18 protein-coding genes are annotated in these 15,944 nt (G+C 62.9%); 9 read left to right on the forward strand and 9 right to left on the reverse strand.

From position 1 onward, the window contains the following. Window positions 1-75: 75 nt before the first annotated feature. Together SJI03_RS10095 and SJI03_RS10100 are read right to left on the reverse strand one after the other, a co-directional pair. On the reverse strand, window positions 76-705 hold the full coding sequence (locus SJI03_RS10095; RefSeq protein WP_175445035.1) for a PolC-type DNA polymerase III: 630 nt from the start codon (window positions 703-705) through the stop codon (window positions 76-78). Between the two features lie 38 nt (window positions 706-743). After that, window positions 744-1,994, reverse strand: coding sequence for an Hsp70 family protein (locus SJI03_RS10100; protein ID WP_322427067.1), 1,251 nt, complete (start codon window positions 1,992-1,994; stop codon window positions 744-746). Window positions 1,995-2,170: 176 nt separating this feature from the next. On the opposite strand from SJI03_RS10100, the gene SJI03_RS10105 reads away from it, so the two are divergent. Beyond that, window positions 2,171-2,707 carry a hypothetical protein gene (locus SJI03_RS10105; protein ID WP_322427068.1) on the forward strand — a complete coding sequence of 179 codons (537 nt, stop codon included), beginning with the start codon at window positions 2,171-2,173 and terminating at the stop codon, window positions 2,705-2,707. After that, window positions 2,694-3,731 carry a LacI family DNA-binding transcriptional regulator gene (locus tag SJI03_RS10110; protein ID WP_322427069.1) on the forward strand — a complete coding sequence of 346 codons (1,038 nt, stop codon included), beginning with the start codon at window positions 2,694-2,696 and terminating at the stop codon, window positions 3,729-3,731. Before SJI03_RS10105 ends, SJI03_RS10110 begins: the two co-directional genes overlap by 14 nt. Window positions 3,732-3,784: 53 nt before the next feature. Here the strand turns inward: SJI03_RS10110 and SJI03_RS10115 are convergent, their stop codons facing one another. Next, entirely contained in the window at window positions 3,785-4,204 is a 420-nt protein-coding gene (locus tag SJI03_RS10115; RefSeq protein WP_034751100.1) for a YidB family protein, read from the reverse strand. 260 nt (window positions 4,205-4,464) lie between these two features. Here SJI03_RS10115 and SJI03_RS10120 point away from each other — a divergent pair, with 260 nt between their 5' ends. The 3 genes from SJI03_RS10120 to SJI03_RS10130 all read left to right on the forward strand — a co-directional run bounded on the left by SJI03_RS10120 (window position 4,465) and on the right by SJI03_RS10130 (window position 6,055). Beyond that, window positions 4,465-4,677 carry a hypothetical protein gene (locus SJI03_RS10120; protein ID WP_034751103.1) on the forward strand — a complete coding sequence of 71 codons (213 nt, stop codon included), beginning with the start codon at window positions 4,465-4,467 and terminating at the stop codon, window positions 4,675-4,677. A 109-nt stretch (window positions 4,678-4,786) separates the two neighbouring features. Beyond that, the gene (locus SJI03_RS10125; protein ID WP_322427070.1) at window positions 4,787-5,494 is read left to right on the forward strand and encodes a hypothetical protein; all 708 of its coding nucleotides are present in this window, start codon (window positions 4,787-4,789) and stop codon (window positions 5,492-5,494) included. An 87-nt stretch (window positions 5,495-5,581) separates the two neighbouring features. After that, a complete protein-coding gene (locus SJI03_RS10130) occupies window positions 5,582-6,055 on the forward strand; it encodes a DUF6328 family protein (protein WP_322427071.1) in 474 nt (157 codons plus the stop codon). On the opposite strand, the gene SJI03_RS10135 is transcribed toward SJI03_RS10130, so the two are convergent. Then, window positions 6,052-6,954, reverse strand: a complete 903-nt coding sequence (locus tag SJI03_RS10135; RefSeq protein WP_322427072.1) for a LysR family transcriptional regulator — start codon at window positions 6,952-6,954, stop codon at window positions 6,052-6,054. The two genes, SJI03_RS10130 and SJI03_RS10135, sit on opposite strands and share 4 nt — an antisense overlap. Window positions 6,955-7,057: 103 nt before the next feature. On the opposite strand from SJI03_RS10135, the gene SJI03_RS10140 reads away from it, so the two are divergent. From SJI03_RS10140 to SJI03_RS10150, 3 genes are all read left to right on the forward strand, one after another. Then, complete coding sequence (locus SJI03_RS10140) at window positions 7,058-8,074, forward strand: aldo/keto reductase (RefSeq protein ID WP_322427073.1); 1,017 nt, start codon at window positions 7,058-7,060, stop codon at window positions 8,072-8,074. A gap of 16 nt (window positions 8,075-8,090) precedes the next feature. After that, window positions 8,091-8,507 carry an SRPBCC family protein gene (locus SJI03_RS10145; RefSeq protein WP_099376949.1) on the forward strand — a complete coding sequence of 139 codons (417 nt, stop codon included), beginning with the start codon at window positions 8,091-8,093 and terminating at the stop codon, window positions 8,505-8,507. A 319-nt stretch (window positions 8,508-8,826) separates the two neighbouring features. After that, a complete protein-coding gene (locus tag SJI03_RS10150; RefSeq protein ID WP_322427074.1) occupies window positions 8,827-10,044 on the forward strand; it encodes an MFS transporter in 1,218 nt (405 codons plus the stop codon). A gap of 47 nt (window positions 10,045-10,091) precedes the next feature. Here the strand turns inward: SJI03_RS10150 and SJI03_RS10155 are convergent, their stop codons facing one another. From SJI03_RS10155 to SJI03_RS10175, 5 genes are all read right to left on the reverse strand, one after another. Further along, window positions 10,092-10,790, reverse strand: a complete 699-nt coding sequence (locus tag SJI03_RS10155; protein ID WP_322427075.1) for an aspartate/glutamate racemase family protein — start codon at window positions 10,788-10,790, stop codon at window positions 10,092-10,094. Between the two features lie 67 nt (window positions 10,791-10,857). Continuing rightward, on the reverse strand, window positions 10,858-11,262 hold the full coding sequence (locus SJI03_RS10160) for a hypothetical protein (RefSeq protein WP_322427076.1): 405 nt from the start codon (window positions 11,260-11,262) through the stop codon (window positions 10,858-10,860). Between the two features lie 14 nt (window positions 11,263-11,276). Beyond that, window positions 11,277-11,792, reverse strand: a complete 516-nt coding sequence (locus SJI03_RS10165) for a hypothetical protein (protein WP_322427078.1) — start codon at window positions 11,790-11,792, stop codon at window positions 11,277-11,279. A gap of 25 nt (window positions 11,793-11,817) precedes the next feature. Then, window positions 11,818-13,356 (reverse strand): ATP-binding protein, encoded by a 1,539-nt coding sequence (locus SJI03_RS10170; protein WP_322427079.1) that lies wholly within the window; start codon window positions 13,354-13,356, stop codon window positions 11,818-11,820. An 8-nt stretch (window positions 13,357-13,364) separates the two neighbouring features. Further along, on the reverse strand, window positions 13,365-14,195 hold the full coding sequence (locus SJI03_RS10175) for an alpha/beta hydrolase (RefSeq protein ID WP_322427080.1): 831 nt from the start codon (window positions 14,193-14,195) through the stop codon (window positions 13,365-13,367). A gap of 249 nt (window positions 14,196-14,444) precedes the next feature. On the opposite strand from SJI03_RS10175, the gene SJI03_RS10180 reads away from it, so the two are divergent. Then, on the forward strand, window positions 14,445-15,692 hold the full coding sequence (locus SJI03_RS10180) for a PepSY-associated TM helix domain-containing protein (protein ID WP_322427081.1): 1,248 nt from the start codon (window positions 14,445-14,447) through the stop codon (window positions 15,690-15,692). Window positions 15,693-15,944: the final 252 nt, after the last annotated feature.

The raw sequence follows: 15,944 nt of genomic DNA on the forward strand, positions 1-15,944 counted from the left end.
AAGGACTTGAGCAGGCTCAAACGAAATAACAAAATTATATCGTTTTGATGAGCCCGCTTAGAGGGGAAACGGCGGTCAGCGGCGTGATGGGTGTTTTTGCAGGAATTGCGGCACCTTGGCGGCGGCCAGCTTGTTCAGCGACACGAGCAAATCCGCATCGACATCGGCGATGCCATAGCTGCTGCGCAAATGGCGGCCGATATGGATCAGCACTTGCGCCGCCACTTCCGCATCGGACTCGGCCCTGTGGGCGGCGCTCTTGAAGGCGATGCCCAGCTGGCTCGACAGCAAGCCCAGCTTGTAGCTGGCCATGCCGGGAAACACGCGGCGCGACAGTTTCAAGGAACACACGAGCGACTGGTGCGCCGGTGCCAGGTTCAGCCTGGCGCTTTCCGCGCGCAGGAATTTTTCATCGAAGCTGGCATTGTGCGCCGACAAGGCATCGCTGCCAATAAAATCCAGCAACTGCGGCACCACCTCGGCCACGGGCGGCGCCTTGTCCACCATGGCCTGCGTGATGCCCGTCAAGCCCGTGATGAACGAGGGGATGCGCGCATTGCAGTTGATCAGGGTCACATAGCGGTCCGTGATCCGCCCGCCCTCGATGCGCAGCGCCGCCACTTCCGTGATGCGGTCGCCCATGTCGGGAGACAATCCGGTCGTCTCGAAGTCGATCATGACGATCGGTTTGTCAAACACATTCATGAAGTCAGGCTCTTTCTGCGATGCTGCGGTGGGCCAGCTTAGCCGAACTTGCGCACGGCGTCCAGCGCGAGTCCCGCACCGATACTGCCGAACAGGTCACCCTCGACCTTGCGCGCGGCCGGCACCAGGGCGGCGATCTTTTCGCGCAGCAAGCGCACGCCGCTCGAGCCGCCCGTGAAGAACACGGTGTCGACAGCATCCGGCGCCACGCCCGCATCGCGCAGCAGGCGCAGCACGGTTTCTTCCACGGAACCGCACAGGTGGCCGATGGCTTCATCAAATTGCGTACGTTTGAGCAACAGGCTTTGCGCGGGCGACAGGCGGTCCAGCTCCAGCTGCACTTCGGCCGAGTCGGACAGGGCGATTTTGCCCTCTTCCACTTTCATGGCCAGCCAGTGGCCGGCGCGCTCGTCGATCAGCTTTTGCAAGCGCCCCATCTTGTCTTGCTCACGCGCATCGCGGCACACGTCGGCCAGCTGCACCCATATCTTCTTCGTGTACGCCAGGTTGATCGTGTGCCAGGTAGCCAGGTTGAAATAATAGCTGGACGGCACTTCGCTATTGTTGTGTAGGCGGCTGCCATAGCCGAGCAAAGGCATGACGGAAGACAGGCTCAGGTATTTATCGAAATCCGTGCCACCGATGTGCACGCCGCCGGTGGCGAGGATGTCGTCACGCCGCTCGGTCTTTTTCGCGCGCTCGGGCGACAAACGGACCAGCGAAAAGTCGGAGGTACCGCCGCCGATGTCGGCGATCAGCACCAGTTCTTCCTTGTCGATTTGCGACTCGTAGTCGAAGGCGGCGGCAATCGGTTCGAACTGGAAGGCGACATCCTTGAAGCCGACGGAGCGGGCCACTTCGGCCAAGGTGTCCTGCGCCAGCTGGTCGGCTTGCGCATTGTCATCGATAAAGAAGACGGGACGGCCGAACACGGCGGACGAGAATTCGCGGCCGGCGGACTGCTCGGCGCGGCGTTTCACTTCACCAATGAATTGGGCCAGCAACATGCGAAATGGCAAGGCACGCCCACCGACTTCCGTCTGGCCATCGATGAGACTCGTGCCCAGCAAGCTTTTCAGCGAGCGCATCAGGCGGCCCTCGTAACCGGCCAGATAGCCGGCCAGCGCCGCGCGGCCAAAACTGACTTCCTCGTCTTCCGCATTGAAGAAGACGACGGACGGTAAGGTCGTCTTGCCATCTTCCAGGCCGAGCATGGTGCTCTGCCCGGGACGTGCCCAGCCTACCGTGGAATTTGACGTGCCGAAATCGACGCCGCAAGCATTGGCCATGTCGACCCTTCCCTGAATAAAGGGGCGTTATGTTATCAGAAAGCAGGCCATTGCACCAGTAAAACCATTCAGCCCGGCCGATATCACAAGATTGCTTTGCATCAAGTACTGGCCGCGCGTAAAAGCTACTCTTGGGAGTAACGCCGAGCAACTCGGCCAGCTCCCGGAGACCGATCGTGCCCCCCAACCCTCTGCGCCGGCTGCGCGCTGTCAACGATGGCGGCAAGCTGGCCTTGCCAAATGCAAAGATTTCCTTTGCCGCCGATTCCGGCATCCTCGGCAGCGTCGATGCCGTGACGGACAAGACAAGACAAGACAAGGATGCCGTGTCCGTCAGTGCGCTGGGGGCCGCCGCCACGCAGGCGTCTGCCCTGGCCGGCAGCGACCTGCGCCTGAGTTCAGCCGCAGGCCAGGATGCCAGCGGCGCGGACGTGCTGCCGGAGATCGCCACCCTGGCGTGCCAGCCCATCGGCCACTTGCCATTCAGTCATATTTTTTGCAACATGAACAAGAAAACAGTCTTGCCATGCGGCAATCTTTTACGCTATGCTCATTCTGCCCGCCCAGGCCGCCACAAGCGGCCGGGCCTGCAGGAATACTTTGAGACAGGTTGCTTGCCAGACCAATATGCGAAAAAAGAATACTGTAGCCCGGACACCCAGCACCGCCAGCCGCGCCATACCCGGCGCCGGACGGCGCGTGACCTCGTATGACGTGGCCCTGCTGGCCGGCGTGTCGCAATCGGCCGTGTCGCGCTGCTTCAAGCCGGGCGCCAGCATCTCACAAGCCACCCACGCCAAGGTCATGCAGGCGGCCATCAGCCTCGACTACATCCCCAACGCGGCCGCGCGCAGCCTGATCACGCGGCGCTCGAACCTGGTGGCCGTCATCATTTCCAACCTGGCCAATCTGTACTATCCGCAAGTCTTGTCCGACCTAAGCCAGCAAATCTCCCGCCAGGGCAAGCGCCTGTTACTGTTTACCCTGGAGCGCGAAGCGGACATCGGCAAGGTCTTGTGCGATGTGTGGCAATACCAGGTCGACGGCGCCGTCGTGGCCGCCTGCCTGTCGGACGAGCAGATGGCCGAATTCGGCCGGCGCGACGTGCCGCTGGTGCTGTTCAACCGCAGCCCGCGCGAGCACGCCGTGCACGCCGTGCTGTGCGACCAGGGTGAAGCGGCGCGCCTGCTCGTCTCGCGCCTGGCCGAGGCGGGCCACCGCCAGTTCGCCATCATCGACGGCCCCGGCGACTCGGCCGTCGCGCAGGAACGCAAGGCCGGCATGCTCGACCGTTTGCTGACCCTGGGCTTGCCCGCGCCCATCGTCGTCAGCGGCAACTACGATTACGCCAGCGGCGGACGGGGCTTGCGCAAGGTCATCGACCGCCTGGGCCGCGTGCCGGACGCCGTCATTTGCGGCAACGACATCATGGCCATCGGCTGCCTGGACACGGCGCGCCACCAGATGGGCATCCAGGTGCCGTTGCAAATGTCGGTGGCCGGTTTCGACGCGCTGGAAGCGTCGGGCTGGCTCAGCTACGACATCACCACCCTGCGCCAGCCCGTGCAAAAGATGGCCACCGACGCCGTCGCCATGCTGGGCGAACTGATGGAACGGCGCGGCGGCAGCGCCGAGCGGCGCCGCTATTGTTCCTATCTGGTGGAGGGGAGTACGGCGCGGCTGACCAGCGAACCGGCGTATATGGCGCAGCGCCTGGGAATAATGGCCGCCGCCTGAAAACAAAAAAACCTCGCATCGCTGCGAGGTTTTTCATTTTCAGGACCAAGGAATCAACCGAAGATCTTGCCCTTGAGCATATTCAAACCCTGGCTGACGAGGTCATTGCCTTCCGGTACCTGACCGTCCGGCGTCAGCTTGTCGATCAGCTGGGGCAGCAAGGCTGCCAGGCCGCCCGAGGCCGCGTCCGGGGCGACGCCGGCTTTTTCAGCGATCTGGGTGATCGTATCGCTACCCAGCGCATCCTTGATCTGTTCGCCGGAAACGGGCGCATTGGCGCCGGTGCCGATCCAGCTGGCTACCTGGTCGCCCAGGCCGCTTTCCTGGAATTTCTGCAGCAGGCCGGGCAAGCCGCCGTGCTGGTTAACCAGGTCCATCACACTGGCCATCAATCCCGATGGGGCTTCCCCGTCCGCACTTTTATTGCCCAAAGCGCTCATCGCCTGTCCTGCAAGTTGATCTAGCAAACTCATCGTATTCTCCTGAACGCTATCGATTCGTGCCGCGTGACTGCGGCGTCCGGCATGGCGCAGACCATTCTCCACCATGGAAATCATTATACTATGAATAATAAAAATGCTATAATTGCAATCTCAAGGCGAACGCACGGACGGCCTCACTGTCGAGGCGCCCACCTCCATCATATTTAGTTCGGCACAACTTGCAAGCGTAAATTGACACTTCGCAAAAACGTGTAGAATTAATTTTCCTACTTACTGAGGAGTATCAACACATGAACATCAATAAAGCGGTAGACAAGGCTTACGAAAAAAAGACGTTCAAGGAAATCGCTGATGCCCCCGTCGATGCGCTGCAAGGCGTGAGCGAAAAAGATGCAGAGCTGCTCAAGCAGGCATTCAATATCAAGACCGTGCGCGACCTGGCAAACCTGAAATACTCGAAGTGGGCGCGCGCCATCGTTACCCTGGCCGATACGGAAGAATAGACCGGGCCATGCCTTTGGCATCCCCATCAGCACAGCCCGCCCCAACCGGCGGGTTTTTTCATGCCGGCCCACTATCGGCTGGCAAGCCGATAGCCGCGCGGAGGCGCCATTGGCAACGCCGCTGACCCTGCCCGGCATCTGCTGGCCACTGCAAGCGAGCACGGGCCATCTTACCGTCACCACCTCCCACATCACGGGCCATTTTCGCGCCGGCGCGGGACTGGACGCCATCATCGTCTGCGATCTGCTGCCCGCTGGAAAATTTCGCAATGGCGCGGCGCGGCACTGGTGCCGCACGCACCAGTGCTACTGGGGCACGCAGGCCGATCTGGCCGGCTGGCAAGCAACACAGCCCATGCGTTGCCGCCAGCACGCCAGCCCCATGGGCTATGTGCTGTATCCGGAACTGTTCGACCCCATGCAATTCCACGCCACCACCTTGCGCCTGGGTCCGGAGGGCTTGCTGCAACTGCGCGCCCGGTCCGATGACGGCGGCACCCTGCTGGTGCGCGAGCTGGTCGCGCTGGCCATCGACTGCCGCGCCCTGCCCGGCCTGTTTCCTCACGACATAGTGCAACTGAATATCACGCCGCCCGCCGCGCTGGCCCTCGCCGCCGCCTTGCAGGCCGGCGCGCCGCTCGCATGCAGCGATTGCGCCCGCTGCGGCCACCCGCACCTGGACCTGGGCAGCTTCGCGCTGGCGCCGCACCGGCGCCACAGTTGCGGCCACTGCGGCCACGACGCCTCGCACAGCGCCACGGCCATCGTCTCGACACCCTTGTGGCGGCTGCGCCAACGCTACCCGCAATGGTTCTGACGCAATGCGTCGGAAGGTGCGCCCGCCCACAGTCAGGCAAGGCACCGCCGCGTAGACTTGCCCCATCACCACTGCGAGGACAAGCCCATGCCACACGCGCAACACCAGGATGAAGATGGCCAGCCAGGCGATGAAGGCGACTTGTCCGACCTGCTCAGCGAATTGCGCATCCTCTTGCCGGGCGCGCAGATGCTGACGGCCTTCCTCATCATCCTGCCCTTCAACGGCGGCTTCGCGAAGATCGTGCAGGCGGAAAAAATCGTCTTCCTGCTGACGTTTTTCCTGTCCATGACCAGCCTGGTGCTGCTCAGCGCTCCAGCCATCCAGCACCGCGTCATGCGCCCCCTGCAAGACCGCGAACGCTTCAAGCGCGTGGCCGACCGCATCATGATGTGCGGCGCCTTTTCCCTGGCCCTGGCGTTTATCCTCGGCACCAACCTGGTGATGTCGGAAGTGTTCGGCCACGTCGCCGGCATCGTCGCCTGCGTGCTGATGGGTGCGCTCATCATTTGCATGTGGTGGTGGCTGCCCTTGCACCTGAAGCGCGCCAGGAAAATCTAGGCGACGACGCCCGCCTGCTCCAGCAAGGTTGCCCGAAAAATCCCCACCAGCGGACGCAGGTTGACCTTGTGCCAGGCCAGCCACAAGGGCGTGCGATAGCTGAACCACGGCAGTTCGCGCACGACGACGCCGGCTGGCGCGTGCTGGCGCAGGCTGTGCTGGATCATGGCCATGCCCAGCCCGGCCGCCACCAGGCCCAGCGCCGTCAGCGGCTCCGTTGCCTCCATGCGGATATCGGGCGTAAAGCCGGCGCGCGCGCAGGCTGCGATGAAATTATCGTGTTTCAGCGCGCTTTCCTTGTGCAGCACGGCGATCCATTCCTGGCCCGCCAGGTCCTCGGGCGTCAGCTCGGGCTTGGCCGCCAGCGGGTGCGTCTCCGGCAAGGCCAGCAGCATGGGGTCGCTCAGCACTTGCGCGCAATCGAGGTCCGGGTCGTTCGGCAGCGGCGGTTCGCACAGCAGCGCGATATCGAGGCTGCGCTGGCGCAAGCCTTCGATCTGCTCGGCCGAATGCAGGTTGTACAGGGCAACGTGCACTTGCGGCCGCGTGGCGCGCAGGCTGCGCAAGCCGTCCGGCAACACGCCCGCATGCATGGCGTTTTCGATATAGCCGATGCACAGGCCGCCTTCATCGCCGCGTCCCAGGCGTTTCGCCAATGCTTCCAGACGATTCCCGTGCGTAATAAAAGCGCGCGCTTCAGCCAGAAAGGTATGGCCGTCGCGCGTCAGGCGGATGCGCTGCGCGCTGCGCTCGAACAGGGTCAGGCCCAGCTTGTCTTCGAGCTGGGCGATTTGCCGGCTCAGCGGCGATTGGGAAATGTGCAGGCGCTCGGCGGCGCGCCCCACGTGTTCTTCCTCGGCGACGGCGATGAAGTATTGCAATTGACGAATATCGAGCATGTCAGACCCTCAAGGACTCAAGTTGCGCAAATTATGTCTTGGACAGGCTTAACTTGTCCAGCTATTCTGTCTTCACTGACTCACTCATTGAAGGAAAAATACCATGACGATCAAACACTTACTGACAGGCAAACTGGGTTTCGGCACGGCGCCGCTAGGCAATATGTTCCGCAACATTCCCGAGCAAGAAGCGCTGGCGACCGTCGACGCGGCCTGGGATAGCGGCATCCGCTATTTCGATACGGCCCCGTTCTACGGCGCCGGCCTGGCCGAACTGCGCCTGGGCGCCGCCCTGAAGCAGCGCCGCCGCGACGAATACGTGCTGAGCACCAAGGTCGGCCGCCTGATCCTCGACGAACTGGAAGACCCGGCCAGCCGCGAACTGGGCGAAAAAGGCGGATTGTTCGAATTTGGCCGCAAGAACAAGATCGTCGATGACTATACGGCCGACGCCACCCTGCGCTCGATCGAAGACAGTTTGAAACGCCTGGATACGGACCACCTCGACATCGTCTGGGTACACGACATCGCCCAGGATTTCCACGGCGACAACTGGCTGGCGCAATTCGAGATAGCCCGCACGGGCGCCTTCCGCGTGTTGACGCGCTTGCGCGAAGAAGGCGTCATCAAGGCCTGGGGCGTGGGTGTCAACAAGGTGGAACCGCTGGAACTGACCCTGGATTTAAGCGAAGCGCAGCCGGACGCCTTCCTGCTGGCCGGCCGCTACACCCTGCTCGACCATGAACGGGCGCTGCAGCGCCTGATGCCCGCCGCGGCAAAACAGAACGTCGACATCGTCGTGGGCGGCCCCTACAGCTCGGGCATCCTGGCCGGTGGCGCGCACTTTGAATACCAGAAAGCCTCGCCCGAAATCATTGCTAAAGTGGAACGCATCAAGGCCATCGCCGCGCGCCATGGCGTCAGCGTGAAGGCGGCCGCCCTGCAATTTTCCCTGGCCAATCCGGCCGTGGCTGCCGTGATCCCCGGCGCCAGCCGTCCGGAACGCCTGGCCGAAGACCAGCAAGCATTGAACAGCGTCATCCCGGCCGCCTTCTGGCAAGACATGCGCGCCGAACAGCTGGTGTCGGCATTCGCACCGCTGCCTGGCAGCGCCAACTAATAGATAAGGAAAGCATATGGCACACACCACTACCTCGATCGACATCGCCGCCACGCCGGCGCAAGTGTGGCAACTGATCGGCGGCTTCAACTCGCTGCCCGACTGGCTGCCCTACATTCCCAGCAGCACGCTCAGCGACGGGGGGCGCATCCGCCACCTGGCCAACCCGGCCGGCGACGTCATCGTCGAGCAGCTGGAAGCGTACGACAACACAGCGCGCAGCTACAGCTATTCGATTCTGCAGGCGCCGTTTCCCGCCAGCGATTATCTGTCGACCCTGCAAGTGAGCCCGATTGCCGGCAGCGCTGGCGCGCGGGTCACCTGGTCCGGCCGCTTCACCGCTGTCGGCGTGAGCGAGCAGGAAGTGACGGAGCTGTTCCACGGCATTTATGTGGCGGGGTTGGAAGCGTTGCAACAAACCTTGTCTGAATAAACGGCAAGCACGAACCAATTCCGCCACAGCCGTGCAATCTTCGCCCGCCTGTGGCGGAATCCGGCGGATTCCGTGTTATCGTTAACAACAAGCGCAAGCGCTGTTATGTGCAGTGCAGCATATTTTGGCCGCCTCCCGGCAGAACTTGCCCGAATCTTTTACAATGTTGACTGTGGGCAGCTCTTCTGGCCCGAAACGCCGGGGCTGCTACTTCTCCTTGCCTTTCTTCACTTCGCATCCGGTAGCGCATTGCTGCCACTGCGGCTGAGCCACAGCACGCTTCTTCACCCTGTCACACCCTTACCAAACTAACAAGAACATGCACGCATCCGTAGATCCCCTGATTCCGCGCGTCACCGCGCCTTTTGGCGCCGGCTATGCCGACCTGGCCCTGGCCATCGGCGGCCTCGCCATCGGCACGGGCGAATTCGCCTCCATGAGCATCCTGCCCGTGGTGGCCGACGACCTGGGCACGACCTTGCCGCAGATGAGCCACATGATCAGCGCCTATGCGCTGGGCGTGGTTGTCGGCGCGCCCCTGATCACCATCTTCCTGGCGCGCATGCCGCGCCGGCTGATGCTGATCTGTCTGATGCTGATGTTCGCTGGCGGCAACTTGCTCAGCGCCATCGCCCCCAATTATGGCTTGCTGGTCGTCGCCCGTTTTGTCGCCGGCATCCCCCACGGCGCCTATTTCGGCGTGGCGGCGCTGGTAGCGGCCGCCCTGGCCGAACCGGACAAGCGGGGCCAGGCTGTCGCGCGCGTCCTGATGGGCTTGACCGTGGCGAATATCTTTGGCGTGCCGCTGGCCACGTATATCGGCCAGACCCTGGGCTGGCGCTCGGCCTTCTTGCTGGTCGCCGCGCTGGGCTTGCTGACCATGCTGATGGTGCGCATCTTCGTGCCGATGGTGGCCGCCGGCGATTCCAGCCCACGCCGCGAACTGGGCGTGTTCCGCAGCCTGCAAGTGTGGCTGACCCTGCTGATGGTGGCGATCGGCTTCGGAGGCATGTTCGCCGTCTACACGTTTATTACGCCAACCTTGCTGGAAATCACGAAAGTGTCGCCCCTGGTCATTTCCATCTTGCTGGCCATCATCGGCGTCGGCATGACGGTGGGTAACCTGATCGGCGGCTGGCTGGCCGACCGCTCGCGCCTGTGGACCATCTTTGGCGTGCTGCTGTGGAACGTGGCCGCCCTGGCCGCGTTTACTTATACGAGCAGCAACGTCTGGTTGACGGCGATCAACCTGTTCGCCATCGGCGCCGGCATCGCTGTCGCCCCGGCCGTGCAGACGCGTTTGATGGACGTGGCCGGCGACGCGCAAACCGTGGCTGCCGCCCTCAACCATTCCGCCTTCAACATCGCCAACGCCCTGGGCGCCTGGGCCGGCGGCATCGCCATCGCCATGGGCATGGGCTTGCGCTCGACGGGCTGGGTCGGCGCCATGCTGGCCTGCGGCGGCATCGTCGTGCTCGGCATTTCCGTGCTGGTGGAAAACCGCAGCCGCAATGTGAGCGGCGCGCAGCCGGCTTGATGATGAATGAGCGGCCGCCCCTTGCGGGCGCCGCTCCTGCGCAAGCATTAGTCTTCGATGGCAAACGCCACCGCCGCCTCGCAATGAATCTCCGTGGTATTAAATAGCGGCAAGTCGACATCGCCGGGCTTGATCAGCAGCGGTATTTCCGTGCAGCCCAGGATCATGCCCTGCGCGCCTTGCAGCCGCAGTTTCTCGATGACGCCCAAGAAGATCTTCCGGCTGGCGTCCGTCAAGCGGTTCTGCACCAATTCCGCGTAGATGATGTCGTGAAGAATTTCCTGGTCAGCCGCATCGGGCGTCACGGTCGTGATGCCCAACTGCTCCAGCGCATCGTGATAAAAGCGGCCCGCCATCGTTTGCTTGACGCCCAGCAAGCCGACTTTCTTCAAGCCTGATTCCCGCACCCGCTTTGCCGTTTCCTCGACGATACTGATAAAAGGCAAGCCGATGCGCGGCACGACGGCCGGTGCGAAACGGTGCGCGCCATTCGCGCACAGCAGGAAGAAATCCGCGCCCATGCCTTGCAGGCGCTGCCCTTGCGTGACCAGGAATTGCTCGATGGCGCGGGAATCGGCTTGCGCCGCATGCGCGACGAAATCGGCCTGATCCATGCTGACCAGCATGATGCGCGCACTGTGCGCGGGCCCGATGCGCGCCACCAGCATTTCATTGAGCAAGCGGTAGTAGTCCAGGGTGGAAGCCCAGCCGATGCCGCCGATGAGTCCTATCGTCTTGTTTTGCACATTATTCCCAGCGAAAAGAATTGCGCAAATTATACGATAGCGATCACCCGCCATGAGTATGCCGACATTACGCGTCGATCCACGCAAACAGCGCCTTGTCCGGTGTCACGGATTGATGCCAGGCCGACTGCAACTCCATCAGAAATCCAGCCAGGTCAAAGGGATTGATATCCATATCCGCCCAAGGTGGCGTCGTCGACCACGCCACCGCGATGGTGCTCAACTCGTCGGCCGCCATCCGCCCGAGCGCGTGCGCCATATCATCCCTGAACACGTACAGGTCGCGTCCCGCTATTCCTGCCGGCCGGAGCGCAGGTTCTGTCGACTGCGTCAACAATTGCCCAAGTGACACAAAGTCCAGCTCCCCGGGCAAGGTAATACCGGTGACGGGAAAAGAGTCAAACGCATCTGTCCAGCTGGCACACGCGCGCATGGCGGAGGGGGAACAGGCAAAGATATCGATTTTCTTCATGGCGCATCCAGGCATCAGCTCACATCGTGCCCGTTCGACGTCTCGCGGGAATATGTTTTTTCAAAATCGGCGACGCTGCCTGCCTCAGCCCACAAACGGGCGATGTAGGCGAACTCGCGCTCGAACGGCTGCTCAAAATCGGGCACGTCCGTCACATACTCGCAATTGCGGCTCAGCATGACCAGCCAGTCGGGATAGCCCAGCGCCGGATACAGGCGCGTCAGACTGGCGTCGAGCGATTGCACGCTTTCCCGGCCTGCCAGATAGGCGGCACGCAATTCGACGATGTATTTGCCAGCCAGGAATTGTTCCTCCAGGCGCGCGTCGCCACGGTAGCGTCCGATGATGGCCTCGGCCAGCGGCAGCACCTCGTCAACGCCCCGGGCGCTGGCCAGCAGCACGATATCGAGATCGTCGCCTTCCTGATCGAGGCGCAGGCGTTCGACGGCCCAGTCCACGCAGCGGTCGGCATGGCCAAATCCCTTGCGCAGCTGGAAAACGGCGATCTCCAACTCTGTCAATTGTTCCATGATTTTCATTTTTCTGATGCCATCCTTACTCCGCCCCCAGCATCTTTTGCAGCACCGCATCGAGCTCGTAAAAATCCACCGGCTTGGTCAGGTGCAAATCAAAGCCCGCGTCGGACGCCATCTGGCGGTCCCTGTCCTGGCCCCAGCCCGTGACGGCCACGAGAATGGCGTCCTTGCCGCAGGGTTCACTACGCAACAGTCGCGCCACGTCGTAGCCATTCATGTGCGGCAACCCGATGTCGAGCAGTATCACTTGCGGCATGAAAACTTGTGCCGCCGCCATGCCGGCAGTGCCGTCGTAGGCCGTGCGCACGTCATAGCCGAGGATGTCGAGCGCCAGCGCCAGGCTTTCGGCTGCGTCGGCGCTGTCATCGATGACCAGCACCTTGCCTTCGCGCGTGCCGGCCAGCAGGCGGCGGTCGGGTTCGGGCGGCGCTTGCAGGGGCACGGCCGGCAGCGGCAGGCGCAGGGCGAAGGTGCTGCCCTGCCCGACGCCGTCGCTGTGCGCGCTGATGCTGCCGCCATGCAATTCGGCCAGACCGCGCACCAGCGACAGGCCGATGCCCAGGCCGCCCTGGGCGCGCGACAGGGCCGGTTCCAGCTGCGAAAACAGCTCGAACACCTTGTCCAGATGCTCGGGCGCGATGCCGATGCCCGAATCGCGCACGCGAATGTACACGTCGTTGTCCGTGCAGGCCACTTCCAGCCCGATGACGCCGTTGGCAGGCGTGTACTTGATGGCGTTGGTCAGCAGGTTGGCGATCATCTGGCCCAGGCGCGTCGCGTCAGCGTCGAGCCAGATGGCTTGCGGCCATTGCTCCACGAGCACCTTGTGGCCGGATTGCACCGCCAGCTCCGCCACGCTGTGCAGGGCCGCTTCCACCACGGGCGCCAGTTCCACGCTGGCGCGGCGCAGTTCCAGACGGCCCTGCGTGATGCGCGACACTTCCATCAAATCGTCGACCAGGTGCGTCATGTGCCCAACTTGCCGGCCCAGCACGTCGCGCGCCCAGCGCAGCTGCGGGTCGTCCAGTTGCGCCAGGCGCAACACTTCCAGCACATTGCGCATGGGCGCCAGCGGATTGCGCAGCTCATGCGCCAGGGTCGCCAGGAACTCGTCCTTGCGCCGGTCGGCGGCCGCCAGTTGCTCGTTGAGCTCGCCTGCCTCCTTGCGCGCCAGCTGCAACTGCTGCTCGTACTTGCGCCGGTCGCTGGCGACAAAGACGGCGATCTCGTCATACCGCACGCCTTCGTGCACGCGGCGCACGGCATTGAACAGCATGGGGATGGCTTGGCCCTGGCGCTGGCGCATGTCGAGCAATATTTCCGATACGCTGCCCTGCACCTGCATCAAAGGCAGCCAGTGCGTCTGGTGGAAGACGCGCCCGCCGATGGTCAGCAAGTCCTGCAGTTTCTTTTTCCCGAGCAACTCCCCTGCGCCATAGCCGAGCCAGCCGCAAAAAGTGGCATTCGCCTGCACGATGGTGCCGTCGGCCGTGCACAGCAGCAAACCGCAGGCCGCGTGCTGGAACAAAGTATCGGCGTCAGGCAAGGAAGGCATCATGTCGCGCATTACAGGTGCAGGCCGTCGAGAAAGTGACGGATGGCGCGATAGCTGGCATCGGGCACGCTCATGTGCGGGCAATGGCCCACATTTTCGAGCACCTGCAGGCTGCTGTGCGGCAGCGTTTCACGCAGGTAGTCGCCCACGGAAGGTGGCGCGATGAAGTCGTCGCTGCACTGCACGATCAGGGCCGGCGTGCTGTTGTGCGGCAAGACGGCGCGGTGGTCGGACAAGAACGTCGCTTGCGCGAAATGCCGGGCGATGACGGGATCGGTGCGGCAAAAGCTGTTCACCAGGTCTTGCCCCAGCGCCGGCTGGCCGGGCGCGCCCATGATGGCAGGCGCCATGCCGGCCGACCAGCCCAGGTAATTGCTGTCCATGGCACCGAGCAAGTCGTCGATATCGGCACGGCTGAAGCCGCCCCGGTAGCCGGCCGCCACATCGTCGACATAGCACGGCGACGGCGCCAGCATGACTTGCGCGGCGAACAGCGACGGCTCGGCGATCGTGGCCAGCAAGGTGCTCATGGCACTGACGGAATGGCCGACGCAAATCACGGGAGCGCCACCGGCGGCGTGGATGACCTGGCGCAAATCGGCGCCATGCGCGTCGAGCCGCGCGTAGCTATCGAAATCATAGGCACCCAGGTCGGAAGCACCGCTGCCGACCAGGTCGAACAGCACAGTGCGGTAGTGCGGACGAAACAGCGGCTCCAGGTAACGCCACATGGTTTGATCGCAGCCAAAGCCATGCATGAACACCATGGTGGCTGCCGCGTGCCTTGGGGGCATAGCGCTGCATTCGCGAATGCGGACATTGTTCCGGTCTTCTATGCGCATGCAGCTTCAGCCTTGAATATTTCCATGTGGAATGTAAATTAACTTCTTGCTAGCATCTTAGCATGCGCTATTTAACCTTGGGCAACACCATTGGGGCTGGACAAACGCCACGCCACGGCGGATAATGAGAACGATTCCCATTATCAAAAATGTCAGGCCTGTACCAGGCCCATATTTGGCTCTTCCTGTGCGCCGCCTTGGCGCCTGCTGGCGGCAACAAGCCGGTTTCATGTTGAAGGTTTGTACCGCATGCGCGCTTTCTGGACTGTCATACACCGCTGGGCCGGCCTGACCATCGCCCTCTTCCTCATCGTTGCGGGCCTCACGGGTGCCGTCACGTCGTGGGACCACGAACTGGACGAATGGCTCAACGCCGACATCATGGACACGCCGGGCCGCGGTCCCCTGCAGCCACCGTTTGTGCTGGCGAAAAAAGTCGCGGCCGCCGACCCGCGCGTGGAAGTCAATTACATGACCCTGGGCCTGGAAGAAGGCCATGCAGGCGCCTTCATGGTGCGGCCATTGACCGACCCGGCCACGAACAAGCCGTTCGTGCTCGACTACAACACCGTCTATATCGATCCCGTCACGGCGCAGATCACGGGCAAGCGCGATTCGACGGCCATTTCCCTGTCGCGCCGCAGCCTGATGCCGTTCCTGCGCCATCTGCACTACAGCCTGCACGTGCCCGCCTTCTGGGGCACGGACCGCTGGGGTTACTGGCTGATGGGCACGGTGGCCCTGATCTGGCTGCTCGACAGCATGGTGGCCTTGTATCTGACCACGCCGCGCGGTTTGCGCCCGCGCGCGCAGGACGAGGCGCCACGCCACCGCGACGCCGCCAGTTGGTGGCAGCGCTGGAAACCGTCGTGGGTGGTGCGCTGGGCAGCCGGCGGCTACAAACTCAATTTCGATCTGCACCGCGCGGGCGGCCTGTGGGTGTGGCTCATCATCATTGTCGTCGCGTTTACCTCGTTCTCGCTGAACCTGTACCGGGAAGTGTTTTATCCCGTCATGTCGCTCGTGTCCACCACCACGCCGGGACCGTACGAAACGCAGACGCCGGCGCCCTACGGCACCTACATCACACCCGTGATCGGCTTCGAGCAAGCCGTCGAAATCGCCAAAAAGCAGGCCGTACAGCGCGGCATCACGGCGCCCATCGGCGGCATTTATTATGGCGGCAATTACTCGTTCTACAACGTCTCCTTCTTCGACCCAGCCGACGAGTTCGGCGCGGCCGGCATGGGCCTGTCGAACCTGTACATCGACGGCATGGACGGCAGCATCATCGGCCAGCACAAGCCGTGGGAAGGCACGGCCGCCGATGTCTTCGTGCAACTGCAATTCCCCCTGCACTCGGGCCGCATCCTCGGCTTGCCGGGACGCATTCTGATGTCCTTCATGGGCCTCATGGTCGCCATGCTGTCGGTGACGGGCATCGTCATCTGGGAGCGCAAACGGCGCGCGCGCCGGCTGCAGGCGCGAAGCCATTGAACGTCAGCTGAAGCAACGATTCCCTAACGGCGCAGGCGGACTTCTTCAGCCTGCGCCGCACACGCACAACGCGTAACGCCTTCGCACCTCGCACCTCCACACTTTGCTACCCACTAGCCGGCACATGCCGGCCGTCTGCGCTGCGCGCTTTTCGTGCGCCGCCCCTCAAATGCAGTTTACTTGCAATAGCGTTACGCACAAGCTATTATTGCAACTCGATTGCATTTACAAGTTCACGCTGCGCCTGCGCCC

The sequence above is a fragment of the Janthinobacterium sp. GMG1 genome (genome assembly GCF_034427795.1).
In the GTDB taxonomy this organism is placed as follows: domain Bacteria; phylum Pseudomonadota; class Gammaproteobacteria; order Burkholderiales; family Burkholderiaceae_D; genus Janthinobacterium.